The 16,971-nt window shown below is 62.1% G+C and carries 16 protein-coding genes; 8 read left to right on the forward strand and 8 right to left on the reverse strand.

Annotated elements, in window-relative coordinates; genetic code table 11:
- Window position 1 precedes the first annotated feature (1 nt).
- From AWB72_RS06435 to AWB72_RS06460, 6 genes are read right to left on the reverse strand one after another with little or no spacing between them, the layout of a single operon-like run.
- On the reverse strand, window positions 2-1,003 hold the full coding sequence (locus AWB72_RS06435) for an SDR family oxidoreductase (RefSeq protein WP_040049028.1): 1,002 nt from the start codon (window positions 1,001-1,003) through the stop codon (window positions 2-4).
- The gene (locus tag AWB72_RS06440; RefSeq protein WP_040049029.1) at window positions 1,000-2,658 is read right to left on the reverse strand and encodes a GMC family oxidoreductase; all 1,659 of its coding nucleotides are present in this window, start codon (window positions 2,656-2,658) and stop codon (window positions 1,000-1,002) included. Before AWB72_RS06440 ends, AWB72_RS06435 begins: the two co-directional genes overlap by 4 nt.
- The gene (locus AWB72_RS06445; protein ID WP_040049030.1) at window positions 2,648-3,295 is read right to left on the reverse strand and encodes a gluconate 2-dehydrogenase subunit 3 family protein; all 648 of its coding nucleotides are present in this window, start codon (window positions 3,293-3,295) and stop codon (window positions 2,648-2,650) included. The genes AWB72_RS06440 and AWB72_RS06445 overlap by 11 nt, the downstream gene beginning before the upstream one ends.
- On the reverse strand, window positions 3,292-4,209 hold the full coding sequence (locus tag AWB72_RS06450; protein ID WP_040049040.1) for a membrane protein: 918 nt from the start codon (window positions 4,207-4,209) through the stop codon (window positions 3,292-3,294). Before AWB72_RS06450 ends, AWB72_RS06445 begins: the two co-directional genes overlap by 4 nt.
- A 22-nt stretch (window positions 4,210-4,231) precedes the next feature.
- Window positions 4,232-5,338 (reverse strand): enolase C-terminal domain-like protein, encoded by a 1,107-nt coding sequence (locus AWB72_RS06455; RefSeq protein WP_040049031.1) that lies wholly within the window; start codon window positions 5,336-5,338, stop codon window positions 4,232-4,234.
- Between the two features lie 13 nt (window positions 5,339-5,351).
- The gene (locus AWB72_RS06460; RefSeq protein ID WP_087127964.1) at window positions 5,352-7,148 is read right to left on the reverse strand and encodes a thiamine pyrophosphate-requiring protein; all 1,797 of its coding nucleotides are present in this window, start codon (window positions 7,146-7,148) and stop codon (window positions 5,352-5,354) included.
- Window positions 7,149-7,608: 460 nt separating this feature from the next.
- Between AWB72_RS06460 and AWB72_RS06465 the strand changes: the two genes are divergently transcribed.
- Complete coding sequence (locus AWB72_RS06465) at window positions 7,609-7,854, forward strand: DUF6723 family protein (protein ID WP_040053370.1); 246 nt, start codon at window positions 7,609-7,611, stop codon at window positions 7,852-7,854.
- A 44-nt stretch (window positions 7,855-7,898) separates the two neighbouring features.
- On the opposite strand, the gene AWB72_RS06470 is transcribed toward AWB72_RS06465, so the two are convergent.
- A complete protein-coding gene (locus AWB72_RS06470; RefSeq protein WP_087127966.1) occupies window positions 7,899-8,606 on the reverse strand; it encodes a cupin domain-containing protein in 708 nt (235 codons plus the stop codon).
- A 217-nt stretch (window positions 8,607-8,823) separates the two neighbouring features.
- Between AWB72_RS06470 and AWB72_RS06475 the strand changes: the two genes are divergently transcribed.
- The 6 genes from AWB72_RS06475 to AWB72_RS06500 all read left to right on the forward strand — a co-directional run bounded on the left by AWB72_RS06475 (window position 8,824) and on the right by AWB72_RS06500 (window position 14,927).
- On the forward strand, window positions 8,824-9,546 hold the full coding sequence (locus AWB72_RS06475) for a GntR family transcriptional regulator (RefSeq protein WP_040053368.1): 723 nt from the start codon (window positions 8,824-8,826) through the stop codon (window positions 9,544-9,546).
- Window positions 9,547-9,603: 57 nt separating this feature from the next.
- The gene (locus tag AWB72_RS06480) at window positions 9,604-10,899 is read left to right on the forward strand and encodes an MFS transporter (RefSeq protein ID WP_040053367.1); all 1,296 of its coding nucleotides are present in this window, start codon (window positions 9,604-9,606) and stop codon (window positions 10,897-10,899) included.
- A 54-nt stretch (window positions 10,900-10,953) separates the two neighbouring features.
- Window positions 10,954-11,808, forward strand: coding sequence for an amidohydrolase family protein (locus tag AWB72_RS06485; protein WP_040053366.1), 855 nt, complete (start codon window positions 10,954-10,956; stop codon window positions 11,806-11,808).
- Between the two features lie 57 nt (window positions 11,809-11,865).
- Window positions 11,866-13,251, forward strand: coding sequence for a GntP family permease (locus AWB72_RS06490; protein ID WP_040053365.1), 1,386 nt, complete (start codon window positions 11,866-11,868; stop codon window positions 13,249-13,251).
- A 549-nt stretch (window positions 13,252-13,800) separates the two neighbouring features.
- Window positions 13,801-14,370: a hypothetical protein gene (locus AWB72_RS06495; protein ID WP_040053364.1), complete on the forward strand. Its 570-nt coding sequence runs from the start codon at window positions 13,801-13,803 to the stop codon at window positions 14,368-14,370.
- 236 nt (window positions 14,371-14,606) lie between these two features.
- A complete protein-coding gene (locus AWB72_RS06500; RefSeq protein ID WP_040053363.1) occupies window positions 14,607-14,927 on the forward strand; it encodes a DUF4148 domain-containing protein in 321 nt (106 codons plus the stop codon).
- A 248-nt stretch (window positions 14,928-15,175) separates the two neighbouring features.
- On the opposite strand, the gene AWB72_RS06505 is transcribed toward AWB72_RS06500, so the two are convergent.
- Window positions 15,176-15,721 (reverse strand): Cache 3/Cache 2 fusion domain-containing protein, encoded by a 546-nt coding sequence (locus tag AWB72_RS06505; protein ID WP_040053397.1) that lies wholly within the window; start codon window positions 15,719-15,721, stop codon window positions 15,176-15,178.
- Between the two features lie 723 nt (window positions 15,722-16,444).
- Between AWB72_RS06505 and AWB72_RS06510 the strand changes: the two genes are divergently transcribed.
- Window positions 16,445-16,957: a DUF3455 domain-containing protein gene (locus AWB72_RS06510; protein WP_087127969.1), complete on the forward strand. Its 513-nt coding sequence runs from the start codon at window positions 16,445-16,447 to the stop codon at window positions 16,955-16,957.
- The last annotated feature ends 14 nt before the right edge of the window (window positions 16,958-16,971 follow it).

Below are 16,971 nucleotides of genomic sequence, written 5' to 3' on the forward strand. Positions count from 1 at the left end.
CTCAGCTCCGCCGTTTGGCGGCAAGGCGCAGCAAGCCCACCGCGCCGATGCCCGCGAGTGCCCAGAAAACCGAGCGATGCCGGTCGGTGAACATCTCCCAGCTATGCTCTCGCGCTTCGTCGTCGAAGCGGCCGTGCGCGCCGAAGTCGCCGGGCACGGGATCGAACAGATTGCCGGCGGCATTGCGTTCGAGCGGCTCGTCGGTGAGCTGGCCTGCATAGCCTGCGCGCGCCAGATATCGGTCGATGAGCGCGGGCGCGATGCGATTCGCGAGAATCGCCTTCACGGTCGAGAAGCCGAGCCACACTTCGCGCCTGCGATGCGTCGCCGCGAAATAGATCGCGCGCGCGGCCACTTCCGGCTGAAAGATCGGCGCGACGGGGCGGGCGCGCTTGCCGGTCTTGTTCATCGCCCAGTCGAATTGCGGCGTGTTCATCGCGGGAAGTTCTACCACGGTCAGGTGAACGTTCAGCTTGTCGTGAATGATCTCGGATCGCAGTGAGTCCGTGAAGCCGCGAATGGCGAACTTCGCGCCGCAATACACCGATTGCAGCGGCACCGAGCGATACGCCAGCGCCGATCCGACATTGACGATGGTCCCGCGATTGCGCGTGCGCATGCGCGAGAGCGCCGACATCATGCCGTGGACCTGACCGAGATACGTGACGCGCGTGCCGCGCTCGATTTCGTCGGCGGTGAGCGCGGAGACGGGCGCGAACGCGGTGGCCATCGCGACATTGACCCAGACATCGATCGGGCCGAGCGTGTCTTCCACTTGCGAAGCCGCCGCCTCGACGGCGCGCGCATCGGCGACATCGGTGGGTATGGCAAGCGCGCGCACGCCGAAGCGCGCCTCGATCCGCGCGGCGGCTCGCGAAAGCCGTTCAGCATCGCGCGATAAAAGCGCGACGTCATAGCCGTGGCGGGCGAATTCATCGGCAGCCGCGCGTCCGACACCCGCGCCCGCGCCGGTGATGACCGCGATTTTTCGTGTCTCGCTCATCGGAGATCTCCACGCGCGGCGAGCGCCTCGATGCGGTCGGCGGTGCGCAGCGCGATCGCCTGTATGGTCAGCGACGGATTCACACCGCCGACCGTCGGAAAGACGGAGCCGTCGCAAATCCACAAGTTGTCGATGTCCCAGCTTCGGCAATCGGCATTGACGACGCTCGTCGCGGGGTCGTCGCCCATGCGCGCGGTGCCGTTCAGGTGGCACGTGTCGTCGCTTTCGCGCCAGACGTCGCGCGCGCCGGCCGCTTCGAGCGCGAGGCTCATGAAGTCGAGCGAATGCGCGACGAGCCGCTTGTCGTTATCGCACAGGGAATACGTCACGCGCGCGACGGGCAGGCCGTACTGATCTTTCTCGTCGGCGAGCGTCACGCGGTTGCGCTCTTGCGGCATGGTCTCGCCCACGATCTTCAGCCCGGCTTGATGGTTGTACTTCCGCATCTCGTCGAGTAGCTGCTGCCCCCACAGACCTCGCCCGTTCTGCGTCGATGTCCACGCCACCGGCAGCGGTCCCTGGCTCATGTAGCAATAGCCGCCGAAGAAGTCCTTGCCCTTGTCCTCGTAATTCCAGTGCTCGGTCAGCGCAAGCGACGGCGGCCCCTTGTACCAGCGCACTTCTTCGTCCATCGTGCCCCACGCGGCCTGATTGGTCTGCACCATCAGGTTCTTGCCGACGAGACCGGAGCGATTGGCGAGGCCATCGGGAAAACGGTCCGTCGCGGAGTTGAGCAACAGGCGCGGCGTTTCGATCGCGTATCCCGCGACCACGACATTGCGTGCGCGCTGAAACTGCCAGCGTCCTTCGCGGAAATATTCGACGCCGGTGGCGCGCCCGTCGTCGCCCATGACGATGCGGCCGACCATCGCGAGATCGCGGATCTCCGAGCCGGCGCGCACGGCGCGCGGTATCCACGTGACGAGCGCGCTTTGCTTCGCGTTGGTGGCGCAACCCGACACGCAAAAGCCGCGATACACGCACGGATGCGCCTCGCCGCGCGGTGCGGAGACCGTGGCGAGCGGCGTCGGCGCCCAGTCGATGCCGAGCGCTTCGCAGCCGCGCGCAAGCACGAGTGCCGCCGCGTTCAGCTCATGCGCGCGATACGGATAGCGCGGCCGCTTCGGTCCCCACGGATAGTTCACCGGCCCGGCGATCTTCAGCGCCTCTTCGACTTCGCCGTAATAGCGCCACATCTCGCGCCAGTCGATCGGCCAGTCCGCGCCGTAGCCGAGCAGCGTGCGCGACTTGAACCATTCCGGCCGGAAGCGCAGCGAGACCATCGCGAAGTGAACGGTGCTGCCGCCCACGGACTTGCCGCTGTTGTTGTTGCCGAGCTTGAGCGGATTGTCGCCGTCGCAGATGCGCTCGTCGGTCCAGAAGAGCTTGCCCTGATGCGTCTCGTCGGACGCGAACTCTTCGAGCGGACGCCACCACGCGCCGGCATCGAACGCAACGACCTTGAAGCCTTTCTCCGCGAGACGGCAGGCAAGCGTGCCGCCGCCCGCGCCCGTGCCGACGATCGCGAAGTCCACCGCTTCGTCCTGCGGATACTCGCGCATCGGAATCCATGCGCCGGGACGGAACACGTCGGGCGCGCGGCCGTTCTTGCCGCGCGGGACGTGCTGCGCGTCGTTGGGCGAATCAGCGGACACGGCGATTCTCCTTCTGCGCGGCTTCCTCGTGGCCGGGTTTCGCTTCGGCCGCCTCCCACGGATCGCGCCTGTTCGCGACCATGCGCACGTAGCCACGCGGATTGGCCGGGCCGCCGAAGCCGATCTCGCTCCACACATGCGGATGCGCGTAGTACATCCCGCAGATGTCGTGCAGCACGCGCTCCGCGAAGAAGAGCGCGGGCGGCATGCGTTTCCATTCGGCGTGGTCGAGCTTGCCTTGCTGCATGTCGATGAGAAGCGCATGACGCGCGTCATCGTCGATGCTCGCGAACGGCAGTTCATGACGCGCACGGCTTTCCGCATCCAGCGCGCGAAGGCCGATGCGCCACGCATCGCGCATGGGCGGCAGACGCGCATCGCGATAGCCGTCGCCGGTGTTCTTCGCGAGGCGCGCATCGACGAGCGCGGCGACGGGCACCGCTGGGCGCTGCCTGTCCTGCGGCACGATGCACGCGCACAGCGCGCAGAGCGCGCGCCATTCGACGGCATCGAGAAAGCGCGGGCCGTCGGGCGTCGCGAGCCGTTCGTCGATGACATGGCGCGTGACGTCGTCCCATGAGGGCGTGTCGCGCTTGTTCATCACGTCATAGTCGGGATAGCGGGGCAGGTGCTTCATTTCTTCTCGGTCTCCCGAAGACGCAGCGCCGCGAGTCCCGCGAGTGCGAGCGCCGAAAAACTCGGCGGTGCGGGCAGCGGCGGTCCGTTGAACAGATTCTGGCTCCAGTTGCGCCAGCCGCCGCGCGCGCGCGCGACGCCGCGTGCATGAAAGCCGACACCGATGAACCCGAGCGCCGTCGTCACGCGCAGCCATAGCCGCGTGAACCCGTGTTCGCGCGGACGGGCGAGGGCGGCATCGACGAGCAGCGCCGATGCGACCGGCGGAATGACGATCGGCGCGTACATGGCCGGGTTCTGGAACGCGCCGCGAAAATGCAGCAGCGCGACTTCACCGAGCGTGCCGAGCAGTCCGGCGCTCGTGACGAGCGCGAGCGCCTGTCCCGCCGGCATGCCGAAAAGACGCGGCTCGTGCGCGGGTTCGTCGCGCAGCCGTTCGGATACCGCGCCGAGCGCGCCGGAGAGCAGCAAGGCCATCGGCGCGCCGATGGGCGCCGCATAGAAGAGGTTGTGCCAGCTCCATCCACCGGGGCGCTTCGTGATGTTGTACAGATGAAACCCCGTCCCGGCGACGCCCGCGAGCGCCGCGCCGACATATACCGCATCGCGCACCGGATGACGCGCGGGCTCGTGATCGGAGCCGCCGTGCAGGCCGGCGAACAGCGATAGCGTCGAGACGACGAGCGGCGTGTACATCGCGGGATTGTCGAAGGAGCCGCGATAGTGCTCCATTGCGCTGTCCGTCAGCACGGAAAGCGCGAGCAGCGCCGAGCTGCGATTGAACGTGCGCGCCGTATCGATATGCGTCTGCAGCGCCGGGCGATGCGCGTTGCGTCCGCCAAGACGCACGAGCGCGAGTCCCGCCGCAGCGATTCCGCAGCCGATGGCGATGTCGATGGTTCTGGTTTGCGTCATGTCGTCCAATTTTCCGCGCGTCTCAGACCGCATACCGGTGGGCATCCGCATGTTTGAAATCCAGTCCGCAACCGGGCCGTGACCAGTCCGGCGAGATCGCGCCGTCGCGCGCATGCGGTGCGCCGTCGAAGAGCATCGACTCGATGCGGACGTGATCGTGAAACCATTCCTGATGCCGCAAACGCGGCGCGGCGCACGCCACATGCAGATGCAGCGCGGGCGCGCAGTGCGCGGACAGCGGCACATGAAACGCGTCGCACAGCGTGGCTGCGCGCAGAAAGCCCGTGATGCCGCCGCAGCGCGTGACATCGGCCTGGAGCACATCGACGGCCTGGTTCGCGAGCAGCGCGCGGAAGTCGTCGATCGTGAAGCCGTACTCGCCCGCCGCCAGTTCGATATGCGCGGGCAGCGCGTCGCGCAACGATGCGAGGCCGGCGATATCGTCCGACGACACCGGCTCCTCGAACCACTCGGCACCGTATTGCGCGAACCGTTGCGCGTAAAAGAGCGCCCGCTTGCGATCGAGCGCGCCGTTGGCATCGACGAAAAGGCCGGCATCATGGCCAATAGCTTCGCGCGCGACGGCCACGCGATGCGGATCGCGCGACGGCTCCGTGCCGATCTTGATCTTGACCCAGCGGCATCCGTCTTCATGCACCCAGCTCGAGAGCTGGTCACGGATTTCGTCGTCGGTGTACGTGGTGAAGCCGCCACTGCCATAGAGCGGCACGCGGCTGCGCACGGCGCCGAGCAGACGCGCGAGAGGGATGTCGAGCAGCCGCGCCTTGACGTCCCACAACGCGCAATCCAGCGCCGATATCGCACACGCGGCGATGCCCGAGCGGCCGATGTTTCGCACGCGCTGCTGCATGCGCATCCAGAGCGCATCGATATTCCATGCGTCTTCATCGATGAGCGTCGGCGCGAGCGTCGATTCGATGAAACGCGCGGTGACTGCGTCGTTGTATGTATAGCCGATGCCCGTCTTGCCCGCCGCCGTGACTTCCGCGACGACGAGCGTGGTGGACGTCCAGGAGTAAGTGCCGTCGGCTTCGGGACGGTCGGTCGGGATGGTGTAGGCGCGTGCCCGAATGGCTTCGACCGGCGCTTCGCGTTTGGTCAGATGCATGGCGCGGCTTCGTTCATTTGTCTTTATGTACCGGCAATAATGCGCCGAGCACTTGCTTCGCGGTATCGACGATCACGTTGCCTTCGTTTGGATCGCCTTCGAACAGCGTCGTCGCGAACGCCTTCGCCTGTTGCAGCGTGATATGCGGCGGCAGCGGCGGCACGTTCGGATCGGCCTTCACCTCGATCACCACAGGGCGATCCGACGCCAGCGCTTCGCCCCACACGGCGGCCATGCGCTCGGCATCGTCGACATAGAAGCCGCGCAGTCCGATCATTTCCGCGAACCGGTGATACGGCACCGACGGAATGTCCTGCGACGCTTCGAACTTGGGATCGCCGTTCATCACGCGCTGCTCCCACGTGACCTGATTCAGGTCTTCGTTATAGAGCACCATGCAGATCCATCGCGGATCGGACCATTGTTTCCAGTACTTCGATACGGTGATGAGTTCGGCCATGTTGTTCATTTGCATGGCGCCATCGCCGACGAGCGCGATCACGGGCCGCTCGGGATGTGCGAACTTTGCCGCGATCGCATACGGCACCGCCGCGCCCATCGACGCAAGACCGCCCGACAAAGAGCACATCATGCCGCGCTTCACTTTGAGATCGCGTGCATACCAATTGGCGCATGATCCCGAATCACTGGTGACGATTGCGTTCGACGGCACGCGCGGCGACAGTTCCCATACCGTGCGTTGCGGATTCACGCCGGTCGTTCCCGATTCCAGCGCGCGTTTTTCGAGCTTCTTCCACCAGTCACCCATCCAGCCTTCGATGTCCTTGCGCCATGCGTGATCGGTCTTTTCCTCGAGCAGCGGAAGAAGCGCACGCAAGGTCTCGGCGCTATCGCCGACGAGATTCACTTCCATCGGATAACGGATGGACAACATGTCCGGCTTGATATCTATCTGCACGCCGCGCGCTTGTCCTTCCTTCGGCAGAAACTCGGAGTACGGAAAGGCCGAGCCGATCATCAATAGCGTGTCGCATTCGGTCATCAGCTTGTAGCTCGGCTCCGTGCCGAGCAGGCCGATCGATCCCGTCACGTATGGAAGATCGTCGGGCAACGCGGCCTTGCCGAGCAGCGCCTTCGCGACGCCCGCGCCCAACTTTTCGGCGACGGCGATGACTTCGTCAGTCGCCTGAAGCGCGCCCGCGCCGACGAGAACCGCGACCTTCTTGCCTGCGTTCAGCACATCGGCTGCGCGTTGCAAATCATCGGCGTAAGGCACGATCTTCGGCTCACGATAACCGACGCCCGAATGCAGCGTGCCATGCTTGCGCGGCGGCGGCTCGTACTCAAGCTCCTGCAAGTCGTTGGGAAACACGAGCGCCGTGACCTTGCGTTCGCCGATCGCCGTGCGCACCGCGCGATCGACCAGATGACGCACCTGCGACGGCACGCTCGCCTGTTCCACGAAAGCGCCGGCGACGTCCTTGAACATCGACTGTAGATCGACTTCCTGCTGGTAATGCCCGCCGAGCGCCGCGCGCGCCTGTTGACCCGCGATGGCGAGCACGGGCATGTGATCGAGCCGTGCATCGTAGAGACCGGTGATGAGATGCGCGGCACCAGGGCCGGACGTCGCGATGCACACGCCGAGTTCGCCGGTGAACTTCGCATGCGCGGACGCCATGAACGCGGCCATTTCCTCGTGCCGCGTCTGTATGAATTCGATCTTGCCCTTCGCGCGATTCAACGCGCCCAGGATGCCGTTGATGCCATCGCCGGGATAGCCGTAAATGCGGCGCACGCCCCAGGCGTGGAGACGGTCGACCAGAAAGTCGCCGACAGTGGTAGACATGGTTTGCTCCTCGAATGCTTCGACGAGAACTCCAGACAAGCTACGGATATGTCACACCGTGACGCAACGCTCGTGCCGCGCCCACGCCCTTATTCGTTGCGAAAGCTCGGCGTGAGGAATGTCAGATGTCTGCAAGACACGGACGTCCTGATTTCGTTCAGATGCATGAAATTGGGCTTGTCCATACGTCGTTCGCCTTTTCACTCGGGTGATTTCAACTCGCGCAGTCGTAATGCGCGAGCAAAGGAGCGATTCGCGTTTCGGTGCAACGTCCGCTTGGCAAGCTTTTCAAACGTTTGAAAAAAATATCACGACGTGATACAAGTTCGCACGGGCCGATGCCTGGTCTATTCGAATACACACCCGTACGTCTCGATGAAACTGTCGCTATTCGCCGGAGGTTGTTGTGAAGAAGCCAAGCAACGGAAAACGCCCCAAACTGGTTTTCTTCCCGGCGCGAATGGTATCGCCGTCGCCCGGCGAGACACCGGACGACTTTCAAATCTATGCGTCGTATTACGGTTCGAGGGCGGCCGGGTTCTTCGGCAATCTGAAGGTCGTCAGGACCACGGACGGACGCATGTTATTTCCGTACGACGGAGCGGAGAAGATCGGCCCCTTCTCGACTATCGACGAAGCGGTCACCGCAGCGCAGGCGCTCGGCGAGGGAATCGTTGCTGGCGACCTCCGGCATCCGGAGTTGTAGTCGCGCACGTAACCCGCTCAGGGGAGACGGTGCGTCATGAACCATCAGCCGGCATTGATGCGTTCACATGTATGCTTCGGCGTCCAGTCGTCTGCAGGCAATCCACGGGGCATCGTCGCATCCATCAGGATAAGCACCAGCCAGTGCCCTTGCTGCTCGCCGATTCCGGTGAGCAGCATCGGTTCATCCGGAGGAACGATGACCGGCGCGGCGCCCGGTCGACCGATCTGCTGGCCGTGCGGCGTTTCTAGGCACTGCGCGCCGCTGAGAACGAACCACGCTTCCGTGCCGGGATGCCGGTGAACGGTGGACTGCATCCCGGGTTTGAAGTTGCCTTCCATGTAGGTGGCCATCAAGGAACTGGCCCGGGGAAGCGCCAATGGGCCGACATCCGCAACATGTTCTCCCGCCGATGGTCGCCAGGACTCTTCTGCGATCGTGAAGAGCCATACGTGTCCGAGAATTTCGACGACCGTTCCATTCGCGCTTTTCGCTGCTTGCGCCGACGCGCGATCCGGGAACCGATCGATGTGCCAATAGACCGGCCCGGCAGGCGCTTCCTGAAGATGCTCTTCGGCATGCACGAAGCAGCCGAATTCCGTTGTCCGTTCGCTCACGGGAATGCAGGCGCCGCCTGTTTGCGCGAGCAACTCACGCGGCGCGGCGAAACCTACTAGTACGACGAACGCGATGCTCGTTGCGGCTGCAAACGCTTTGCCAACCCTTTTTCGGAAAGACACGAATGCTTCCATCGAGGCCCCCATCGAAGAAAACCGCGTGCTCGCTTGCCGTTTGAATCATAGACGGCGATGTGGCTTTCGCAAGTTACTCGAACGTGCGTGCATGGCGACGCGCGATAAACGATGCGCAGAGTAGTTCCTCTGTCACCGTCTCGTCGGCAGGGTTATCCCCCATCCATTTCGAACGAAAACATGTAATCATATATATGAATTTGATGGAGAGACGATCATGCAGGCAGATGGCCGGTTACCCCGTTATCAGCGCCTGCGCGATGAAATGGTCGCCCTCATCGCGGCTCGTCATTGGCGTCCGGGCGAAGCGATTCCCACCGAGCAAGCGCTTTCCCAAAGCTACGGCCTGGCTGTCGGCACGGTCCGAAAGGCGGTCGATCTGCTCGTCGCGGAAGGCCTGCTCGAGCGCTTTCAGGGAAGAGGGACGTTCGTGCGCCGCGCGAACTTCGACGCTTCCCTGTTTCGCTTCTTCCGCTTTCAGACGCGGCAAGGCGAACGGCGCATTCCGGAGAGCCGCATATTGCGGCGCGAGGTGGTCGACGCGCCCTCGGCGGTCGCGGCAACACTGCAGATATCGCGCACGGCGCGCGTGATCCAGATGTCGCGTCTGCGGCTGATCGACGGCGTTCCGATGCTCGCCGAGGAGATCTGGCTGCCCTACGCGCGGTTTGCTGCCTTCGCGAAGATGGACCTGGATGAGGTCGGTGACCTCCTTTATCCGGTGTACGAGACGCATTGCAATCAGATCGTGGCGTCCGCCACGGAAACGCTCACCGTCGAAGCCATCGGCGCACGGCACGCGAGGCTCTTGAACATCGAACCGGGCACGCCGGCGGTCGTCATCGAGCGTCTCGCATTCGGCTACGATCGCCAGCCGCTCGAATGGCGCCGTTCGCGCGGTCCCGCCAGCGAATTCATCTATCAAGCGGAGATCCGGTAGCCACTGAACGCTAACGGAAACACTCGATTCGAATTTAGAACCGCGACGGGAGACGGCATGTTCAACTGGTTCAGGGAAATTTCGGGCAATGAACGCCGGACGTTCTGGGCGTGCTTCGGCGGATGGGCGCTCGATTCGCTCGACGTGCAGATGTTCAGCCTCGTGATTCCCGCGATCATCGCCGAGTGGTCGATTAGCCGCACGCAAGCGGGTCTGGTCAGCGGCGTCACGCTGGTTGCGTCGGCGCTGGGCGGATGGATCGCGGGCATGCTGTCGGACCGCTTCGGACGCGTCAAGACGCTGCAATGGACGGTCGCGTGCTTCTCCGTGTTCACCTTCCTGTGCGCGTTCGCGCAGAACTATCCGCAGTTTCTCGTGCTGAAGACGTTGCAGGGTTTCGGCTTCGGTGGGGAATGGGCCGCAGGCGCCGTGCTGATGGCCGAGACCATCCGCAACGAGCATCGCGGCAAGGCAATGGGCAGCGTGCAGAGCGCATGGTCGGTCGGCTGGGGCGCAGCCGTGTTGCTCTATGCGTTGATGTTCTCCCTGATGCCCGCGGCCACGGCATGGCGCGTGATGTTCGCAATCGGAATCGTGCCCGCGCTTCTCATTCTTTATGTTCGACGCGGCGTGCAGGAACCGGGCCCGTCGGCGCAATCGGCGCATTCGGCGCGAGTGCGTCGCACTGAGACAGCGCCTGGCGTGGTGGCCGGCATCTTTTCAGCGGGCATGCTTCGCATGACGTTGATCGGCGCGCTGCTGGGCGTCGGTGCGCACGGCGGTTACTACGCGCTAATGACCTGGCTGCCGACGTTCCTGAAAAGCGAGCGACATCTTTCCGTGCTGAGTACCGGCGGCTATCTCGCTGTCGTGATCGTCGCGTTCTTTTGCGGATGTCTCGTGAGCGCGCAATTACTCGACCGTATCGGTCGTCGTAAAACCATCCTCACGTTTGCGATCTGTTGCGTGATAACGGTGGTCGCGTACCTGTTTCTTCCGCTCGGCGATACCGCAATGCTGTTCTTCGGCTTTCCGCTAGGTTTCTTTGCGGCGGGCATTCCGGCGAGCATGGGGGCGTTGTTCAACGAACTGTATCCGCGCGGGATGCGCGGCACGGGTGTCGGGTTTTGCTACAACTTCGGTCGCGTCGTATCAGCAGGATTTCCGGTGCTGGTCGGGCATATGTCCACGAATATGTCGCTTGGAACGGCAATCGGCATCGATGCGGGTCTCGCATACGCAATCGTCGTGCTGTCCGTGCTGATGCTGCCGGAAACAAGAGGCCGCGTGCTGGGCGAAGCTGCCCCCGATACAGCGGACGCAGGCCCGCTTGCTCACGCGCGAAGGCATTGACGGGCCGGCGCTTCGCTTGCGGCCCGGTGCAACCATTGATGGAGAAATGATTCAATGCTCTCTGAGCCGGGGACAGACGCGAGTAGTCAGAAGGATGCGCGTCGTATCGATACGCATGCTCATGTGTTCAGGCGTGGCCTTCCGCTTGCGAAGTATCGCCGGTATGCGCCGGATTACGACGCGCCGCTCGATGCATACTTCGCGCAACTCGATGCGCACCGGATAGCACGCGGCGTGCTCGTGCAGCCCAGCTTTCTCGGCACCGATTGCGGCTATCTGCTGGATGCGTTGAGCGGCGCGCGTGACAGGTTGCGTGGCGTTGCCGTGATCGAGCGCGATTGCGGGCAGGACATGCTGAGCGACATGGCTGAAGCGGGCATCGTGGGAATCCGGCTAAATCTGATCGGAAGGGCCGATCACCCGCTCGACCACTGGGTAAGCGCCCGCACGCTGGCTCATGTTCGCGAACTCGGATGGCATGTTGAAGTGCACGCGGAAGCAACGAGACTGCACGGCATTGTCGCGCCGCTTGTGGATGCGGGAGTCAATGTCGTCGTCGATCATTTCGGCAGGCCCGATCCCGCTCTCGGTGCGAGCGACCCAGGCTTTCGCCGCCTTCTCGAGTTTGGTCGATCAGAGCGCGTCTGGGTCAAGATATCCGGGGCATATCGGAACTGGCCGGATAACCGCGTGCGTGACGACGAGGCCCGCAAGGCATTCGATCTTTTGAAGGAAGCCTTCGGCATGCATCGACTCATGTGGGGCAGTGACTGGCCTCATACGCAGTTCGAGAGATCCGATCAATTCACGAGATCGCTGGAACTGTTGCACGCGCTAGTTTCAGACCAGAAAGAACGCGACGTCGTCATGGCGGACACGCCAGCGAGCCTCTATATGTTCGATGATTAAGCGGCAACGCATCGACAAGTACCCGCAGCAAAGTATTTCAAACCAAAGATACCTTTCATGACCACTCTAGATATTGATTTGTTGCTGACCGCGCTGATCAGCGTGTTGGTGCTAGTCGCGCTCATCGTGTCGCGCATCAAGATGCATCCGCTGCTCGCCTTGCTCGTCGTTTCCATTGGCGTGGGTTTCGCAACCGGCATGGAGCCGGGCAGTATCGTCAAGCACCTGACCAACGGCGCGGGCAAGACGTTGGGCGCGGTGGGAGTGGTTATCGCTCTTGGTGCGATGCTCGGCAAGATACTCGCCGATGCGGGTATCACCGAGCAAATCGCCGAAGCCATTCTAAAGCGTGCCTCTGACCGGATGATCCCATGGGCCATGACGCTCGTGGCGTTTGTCGTGGGCATTCCGATGTTCTTCGAAGTGGGGCTGGTCGTCATGCTGCCTCTCATCTTCAGCGTGGCGCGCAAGCTGGAAAGCCACGCGCGCTTCAAAGGCTCGGCTTATGTGTACGTCGGGGTGCCCGTGATTTCGGCGCTCGCCGCGATGCACGGCATGGTGCCGCCGCATCCGGGTCCTTTGACGGCGATCGCCACGCTCAAGACTTCGGTTGGTCCTACCATGCTGTATGGCTTTCTGGCGGCCATTCCGGCAATGATTCTCGGCGGTCCGCTCTATGGCGCGTTCATTGCGCCGCGTATGAGCACCAGACCTGACCAAAACTTACTCGATCAATTCACCGTCGTCGAACAGGCCGATAGTGGCCCGCGACCGGGCGTCGGTCTCGGTGTGCTCGCGGCCTTGCTGCCCGCCATCCTGATGCTGGTTCATGCTGTCGCGGAGATGGTGTTGCCGAAGGGCGCACCGATGCTGCATGTCGCGAGCTTCCTGGGCAATCCGCTGATCGCCATGCTGCTGGGCGTGTTGTTTGCCGTTGTCGCGTTGGTCCTCGCCCGTGGCGGCGATGCCGAGAGGCTGCGTCACGCGCTTGGCACCAGTCTCAAGCCGATCGCCTCCATCATCATGATCATCGCCGGGGGCGGCGCCTTCCAGGAAATGCTGACGAGTGCAAAGGTGGGCGAGGCCATCGTGCATCTGACGCAGCACTTTGCCTTTCCCCCGCTGATCCTGGGATGGCTGATCGCCATGTTGCTGTCGGTCTCGACCGGATCGGCCACTGTGGGCATCGTGGGCGCGGCGGGTTTGCTGGCCCCGCTGGCCGGTGCCGATCCCAGCCTCAACTTGCCGTTGCTGGCCTTGTCGATTGGCTGCGGGTCGCTGTTCTTCAACTATGCAAACCATGCCGGCTTCTGGATGGTCAAGGAATCGTTCGGCATGACGATGGGCGAAGCCACGAAGACCATCTCGGTAGTTCAATCCATCGTGGCTGTGGTTGGGCTGATCATGGCGCTTGTTTTCAACGCGGCGATCCACGTTCACTGAGTCCGACTTCTGAAACGAAGCACCAATCGTCTTGCGTTCCGAACGACGAGCGAAGGCGAGCGGTGCGCATCGTCCGGCACTGCGAGCGTCTTCGAAGCGGCTACGTTTCAGCAGCGTGCGCTGTATATCGCCGATCAACGGCAGCATGTCATCACGAAGCGCAACGTACTCCATTTGGACCTTCGGAGTTCGTGAATTACACTGTGTTTGCTATGCGACCTTTATGCGTAGCAGACCTATCAAGTCATTCTCGTCGGACGTTCGTGCAGCGCTTCTGCGCGCGTCCGCCAACGCCAGGCCACAACCCACTGCCTGGCGAAAGTGTTTCGCCGTTCGTCATGGCCTGCACGCTTGTTTCTCGTCTGGCACTGCATAAAACGCAGGCTTCCTGACGGCCATCACCATCTCGCATTTGCTCAGTCACGCGGCGGCAGTCGAGCTGCATTGCCGCCTCGTCGCTTTCAATCTGGGTCGGGTGCCGGAGAGCCGGGCAGGAACCCGCTCGGACGTACCCAGTCGCGCACTCGATTCGCTGGCAAGGAGACGACCATGAACACCAAGCATTTAAGCATTGCGTCGGCAGCAGTCGTTGCGCTTCTCGCGTTCAGTGATGTCGCGCAGGCAGGTGGGCATTGTTCGAACGAAACACTAAGGGGTCCGTTTGCTTTTATCGGTCACGGGGAAATCCTCGGACTCATTGGCCCCGATGGCAAGTTGCATCCGTACCCGGCTCCATCGATCCTCGACGACGTTGCACTGGTGACGTTCGACGGAATGGGTCATTTCTTGCGTACCGACTTCGGTATGATCGGCGGGCTACCGAAAGGAGGAAAGACGACATTCAATCCTTTCCAGAGCGGCACGTACGCCGTGAACCCCGACTGCACCGGCACGATGCGAATTGTTTATGAAGCCGGCGGAGCGGTGCCTGCCGGCGTCGAGACGGACCTCAACATCGTCGTGGCAGCCGAAGGCACGCTCGTCGAGTCGGTCGTGTACCGGGCCGTGACCGCAGGAGGGTCGAGTGCGGATGGGAAGGTATCGTGCCCGCCGCATTGTGAGCAAGGCGTCCAAGAGAGCTTTGAGGGAAGGAAGGTTTCTTTCTACGGTTATCGTTAGTCAGCCTTACTGCGCCCGGTCCGCTCGACAATATAAACGACCGCGCATGTCCAGCACTTTCGGGTATCTTCAAGCAGAAGCTGTCATGGCGCGATGCATGCGTTCCATTGTGCGTCGCGCCGATCGACTTTCATTCTCTACCGTATCGAAGTTGAAGGGTTGGGCGCATAGACTTCCATTGCCAGCAGCCGAGCCTCGAATCAGAGAACCGACCTGGCATTCTTTAGGAGGTCGTCATGAAATCATTTGCGATGATGCTCGCTACGGCGGCGCTGTCTTTACCGCTTGCCGCGCTCGCCCAGACGGATTCCCCACTGACGCGTGCTCAAGTACGCGCCGATTTGCAGCAGCTGGAACGGGCCGGCTATGCACCGTCCAAAGGAGAGGATCCGTATTATCCGCAGGACATCCAGGCTGCGGAAGCACGCGTGAGCGCCTCGAGTGGCGCGACTTCCTATGGCGGCGTGCCGTCGGGTGCAACGCAATCCGGCTCTCGCGTCATCACACGTGCGGCCTCGCCAGAGGAAATGAAGCAACTCTATTTCGGCGGACAGTAGCAGCGTGACGATGCTCGCTCGTTTGCCGAAGCGGAAGTAATGGCCGGTGCATTCGATATACCCGTGTGGGCAGCGCCACTTATGTAGCGTGTTACCTGCACCACGAATCGACGGATATTGTTGAAGCGTGGCCTCCCGATGTGTTTCGTAGCGTTGAGCTTCTTTGAAGACATGCACTTTCGACGGAACGGGCCGCCCGGCATATTTGCAGGCGGCTCATACCGCGAAGCGTCACAGTCAGCCCGCGCTCACTGCATTCTTGGGTAGCCTACGTAGTAGATACCGATGACGGCTCCGCTCGAATCGTGTATCGGTTCATAGCCCGTCACGTAGGGTTTGCCCAGAATGTCAGCATCGCCATAGTAGGCGCCGCCGCTGCGAATGGCGGCAATCGCCTTGCCCTTCGGATCGAGGACGGTCCCGATGGCCCTCGCGCCGTCGCTTTTCTGCACGTTGGTTGCCACGCGAACGAAGTCATCGCCGCTTTTCACGAACAACGTCGCAGTGCCGCCCACCGCTTGCTTGACCTCATCGACCACAGTGAAGTTGTTATTCATCTTCGTTGCACCGAAGTACAACGCGGGAGCCGGCTTTCCGGCAACCGCGTCCTCGCCCTTTACGACCGGTGCGCCCAATTCTGCCGTCTTACTCTTGAGCAAAGCCATGGCTTGCTTAACGGACTCTGGTGATTGCGCACGACTACCCGTATGGAATAAGAAAACGGATGTTGCCATTAAGTACATGGCCACAAGAAGCATGCGCAAAAGAAACGTTCTACCTGTCCTGGTTTCCATGATGTCGTTCTCCAATTGGAGTTACGGATCCGTGAGGCGGAGACCTGCCCATGCCGGGCAGTCAATCTATTGAGTGCTCGAAGTTTTCCAAAGGCTTTGATCTTTATCAGTCGATGCGAGCCTCAATCGAAATTTACTTCGCGGTGCAAATGGGTTTTGTTTCTGCGCATGAGATTGTGATGGCGCGACCGCTGGTAGAGGTTCGGTTTAGCTCACTGACCCAACTGTGCAACTAGATCTTGTACGCCGCTTTCATGCAGAGAAGGGCAGGTCCGGCAGCCGCGTGACGAGGCGTGCGTTAGACTCATCCGCCCGCCGCGAAGCATCGAACGCAACCTGGTTGACGTGGATCAATCGACGTGTCGAAGGGGCGTGTAATGTCAGTGAGAACCTGCATGGAAGCGCTCTGAAAAGAGTTCATCATGTTCTCGCCCTCGTGTGCTCATGCGCCGTCTGCTCGGCTAAATTGTTGGCGGCCGCTGATTCCGCGGGATGAGAAAGGCACGCTCAGCACAATACGCGACGGATTCGCATTGACTTCCCTATGCAACGAGCGTTTGTCTGATACGCCCGCTCGCTTCAAATCCCACCGAATCGCTCGAACACCTATCCAGTCGAAACGAACGTTCACGTATCGCGCGCTGATTTCGATGGCAAGGCTGTGTCGCAACCTCCCACGAAATAAATGGCGCCCTGAGCACCAAGGCCTCGAAGGAGAGAGCCATGTTAATGAATCGCTTGCACGCTTACTTCTCTATCTTCGTGTCATCGATGCTGGCGGCTTGTGCGACGGGGCCAGAAGGCCCAGCGAATTCTTCCATCGACCCGCCTCAGGCCGAGCGCGTCATGACGCTGGTAGCGACTGGCGTACAGACTTATTCGTGTGAGTTCGACGCGCAGCATCAACTGGGTTGGGTGTTCAGAAGCCCGCAGGCGACGCTGTACGATGCGAGCGGCCGCGCGGCAGTCTGGCACATCGCTGGACCGACCTGGGGAGCGCAAGATGGAAGCCGGATCGTAGGGCAGGTGGTCGCGCAGCGTGCCAGCGAAACGCCGGCGAGCATACCGCAGCTCTTGCTCGAAGCTCATAGCACGTCGGGCATGGGCATGCTGTCCGTTGTCCGGTATGTTCAGCGAGTGCACACCGTTGGTGGATTGATGCCGACCGCGCCGTGTCTGACTGAGCACGAAAACGGTAGCTCGCCTTATTTTGCCGATTATGTTTTCTATCGGTAGCGGCACGCGCTTTC

The organism is Caballeronia concitans, assembly GCF_001544615.1.
GTDB lineage: Bacteria > Pseudomonadota > Gammaproteobacteria > Burkholderiales > Burkholderiaceae > Caballeronia > Caballeronia concitans.

What these genes read in the sequence shown, in the direction of transcription:
- AWB72_RS06460 (WP_087127964.1), bottom strand. Translation starts at nt 7,148, where the DNA reads ATGTCTACCACTGTCGGCGACTTTCTGGTCGACCGTCTCCACGCCTGG.
- AWB72_RS06510 (WP_087127969.1), top strand. Translation starts at nt 16,445, where the DNA reads ATGTTAATGAATCGCTTGCACGCTTACTTCTCTATCTTCGTGTCATCG.
- AWB72_RS06495 (WP_040053364.1), top strand. Translation starts at nt 13,801, where the DNA reads ATGAACACCAAGCATTTAAGCATTGCGTCGGCAGCAGTCGTTGCGCTT.
- AWB72_RS06450 (WP_040049040.1), bottom strand. Translation starts at nt 4,209, where the DNA reads ATGACGCAAACCAGAACCATCGACATCGCCATCGGCTGCGGAATCGCT.
- AWB72_RS06490 (WP_040053365.1), top strand. Translation starts at nt 11,866, where the DNA reads ATGACCACTCTAGATATTGATTTGTTGCTGACCGCGCTGATCAGCGTG.
- AWB72_RS06485 (WP_040053366.1), top strand. Translation starts at nt 10,954, where the DNA reads ATGCTCTCTGAGCCGGGGACAGACGCGAGTAGTCAGAAGGATGCGCGT.
- AWB72_RS06475 (WP_040053368.1), top strand. Translation starts at nt 8,824, where the DNA reads ATGCAGGCAGATGGCCGGTTACCCCGTTATCAGCGCCTGCGCGATGAA.
- AWB72_RS06455 (WP_040049031.1), bottom strand. Translation starts at nt 5,338, where the DNA reads ATGCATCTGACCAAACGCGAAGCGCCGGTCGAAGCCATTCGGGCACGC.
- AWB72_RS06505 (WP_040053397.1), bottom strand. Translation starts at nt 15,721, where the DNA reads ATGGAAACCAGGACAGGTAGAACGTTTCTTTTGCGCATGCTTCTTGTG.
- AWB72_RS06500 (WP_040053363.1), top strand. Translation starts at nt 14,607, where the DNA reads ATGAAATCATTTGCGATGATGCTCGCTACGGCGGCGCTGTCTTTACCG.
- AWB72_RS06465 (WP_040053370.1), top strand. Translation starts at nt 7,609, where the DNA reads ATGGTATCGCCGTCGCCCGGCGAGACACCGGACGACTTTCAAATCTAT.
- AWB72_RS06445 (WP_040049030.1), bottom strand. Translation starts at nt 3,295, where the DNA reads ATGAAGCACCTGCCCCGCTATCCCGACTATGACGTGATGAACAAGCGC.
- AWB72_RS06470 (WP_087127966.1), bottom strand. Translation starts at nt 8,606, where the DNA reads ATGGAAGCATTCGTGTCTTTCCGAAAAAGGGTTGGCAAAGCGTTTGCA.
- AWB72_RS06435 (WP_040049028.1), bottom strand. Translation starts at nt 1,003, where the DNA reads ATGAGCGAGACACGAAAAATCGCGGTCATCACCGGCGCGGGCGCGGGT.
- AWB72_RS06480 (WP_040053367.1), top strand. Translation starts at nt 9,604, where the DNA reads ATGTTCAACTGGTTCAGGGAAATTTCGGGCAATGAACGCCGGACGTTC.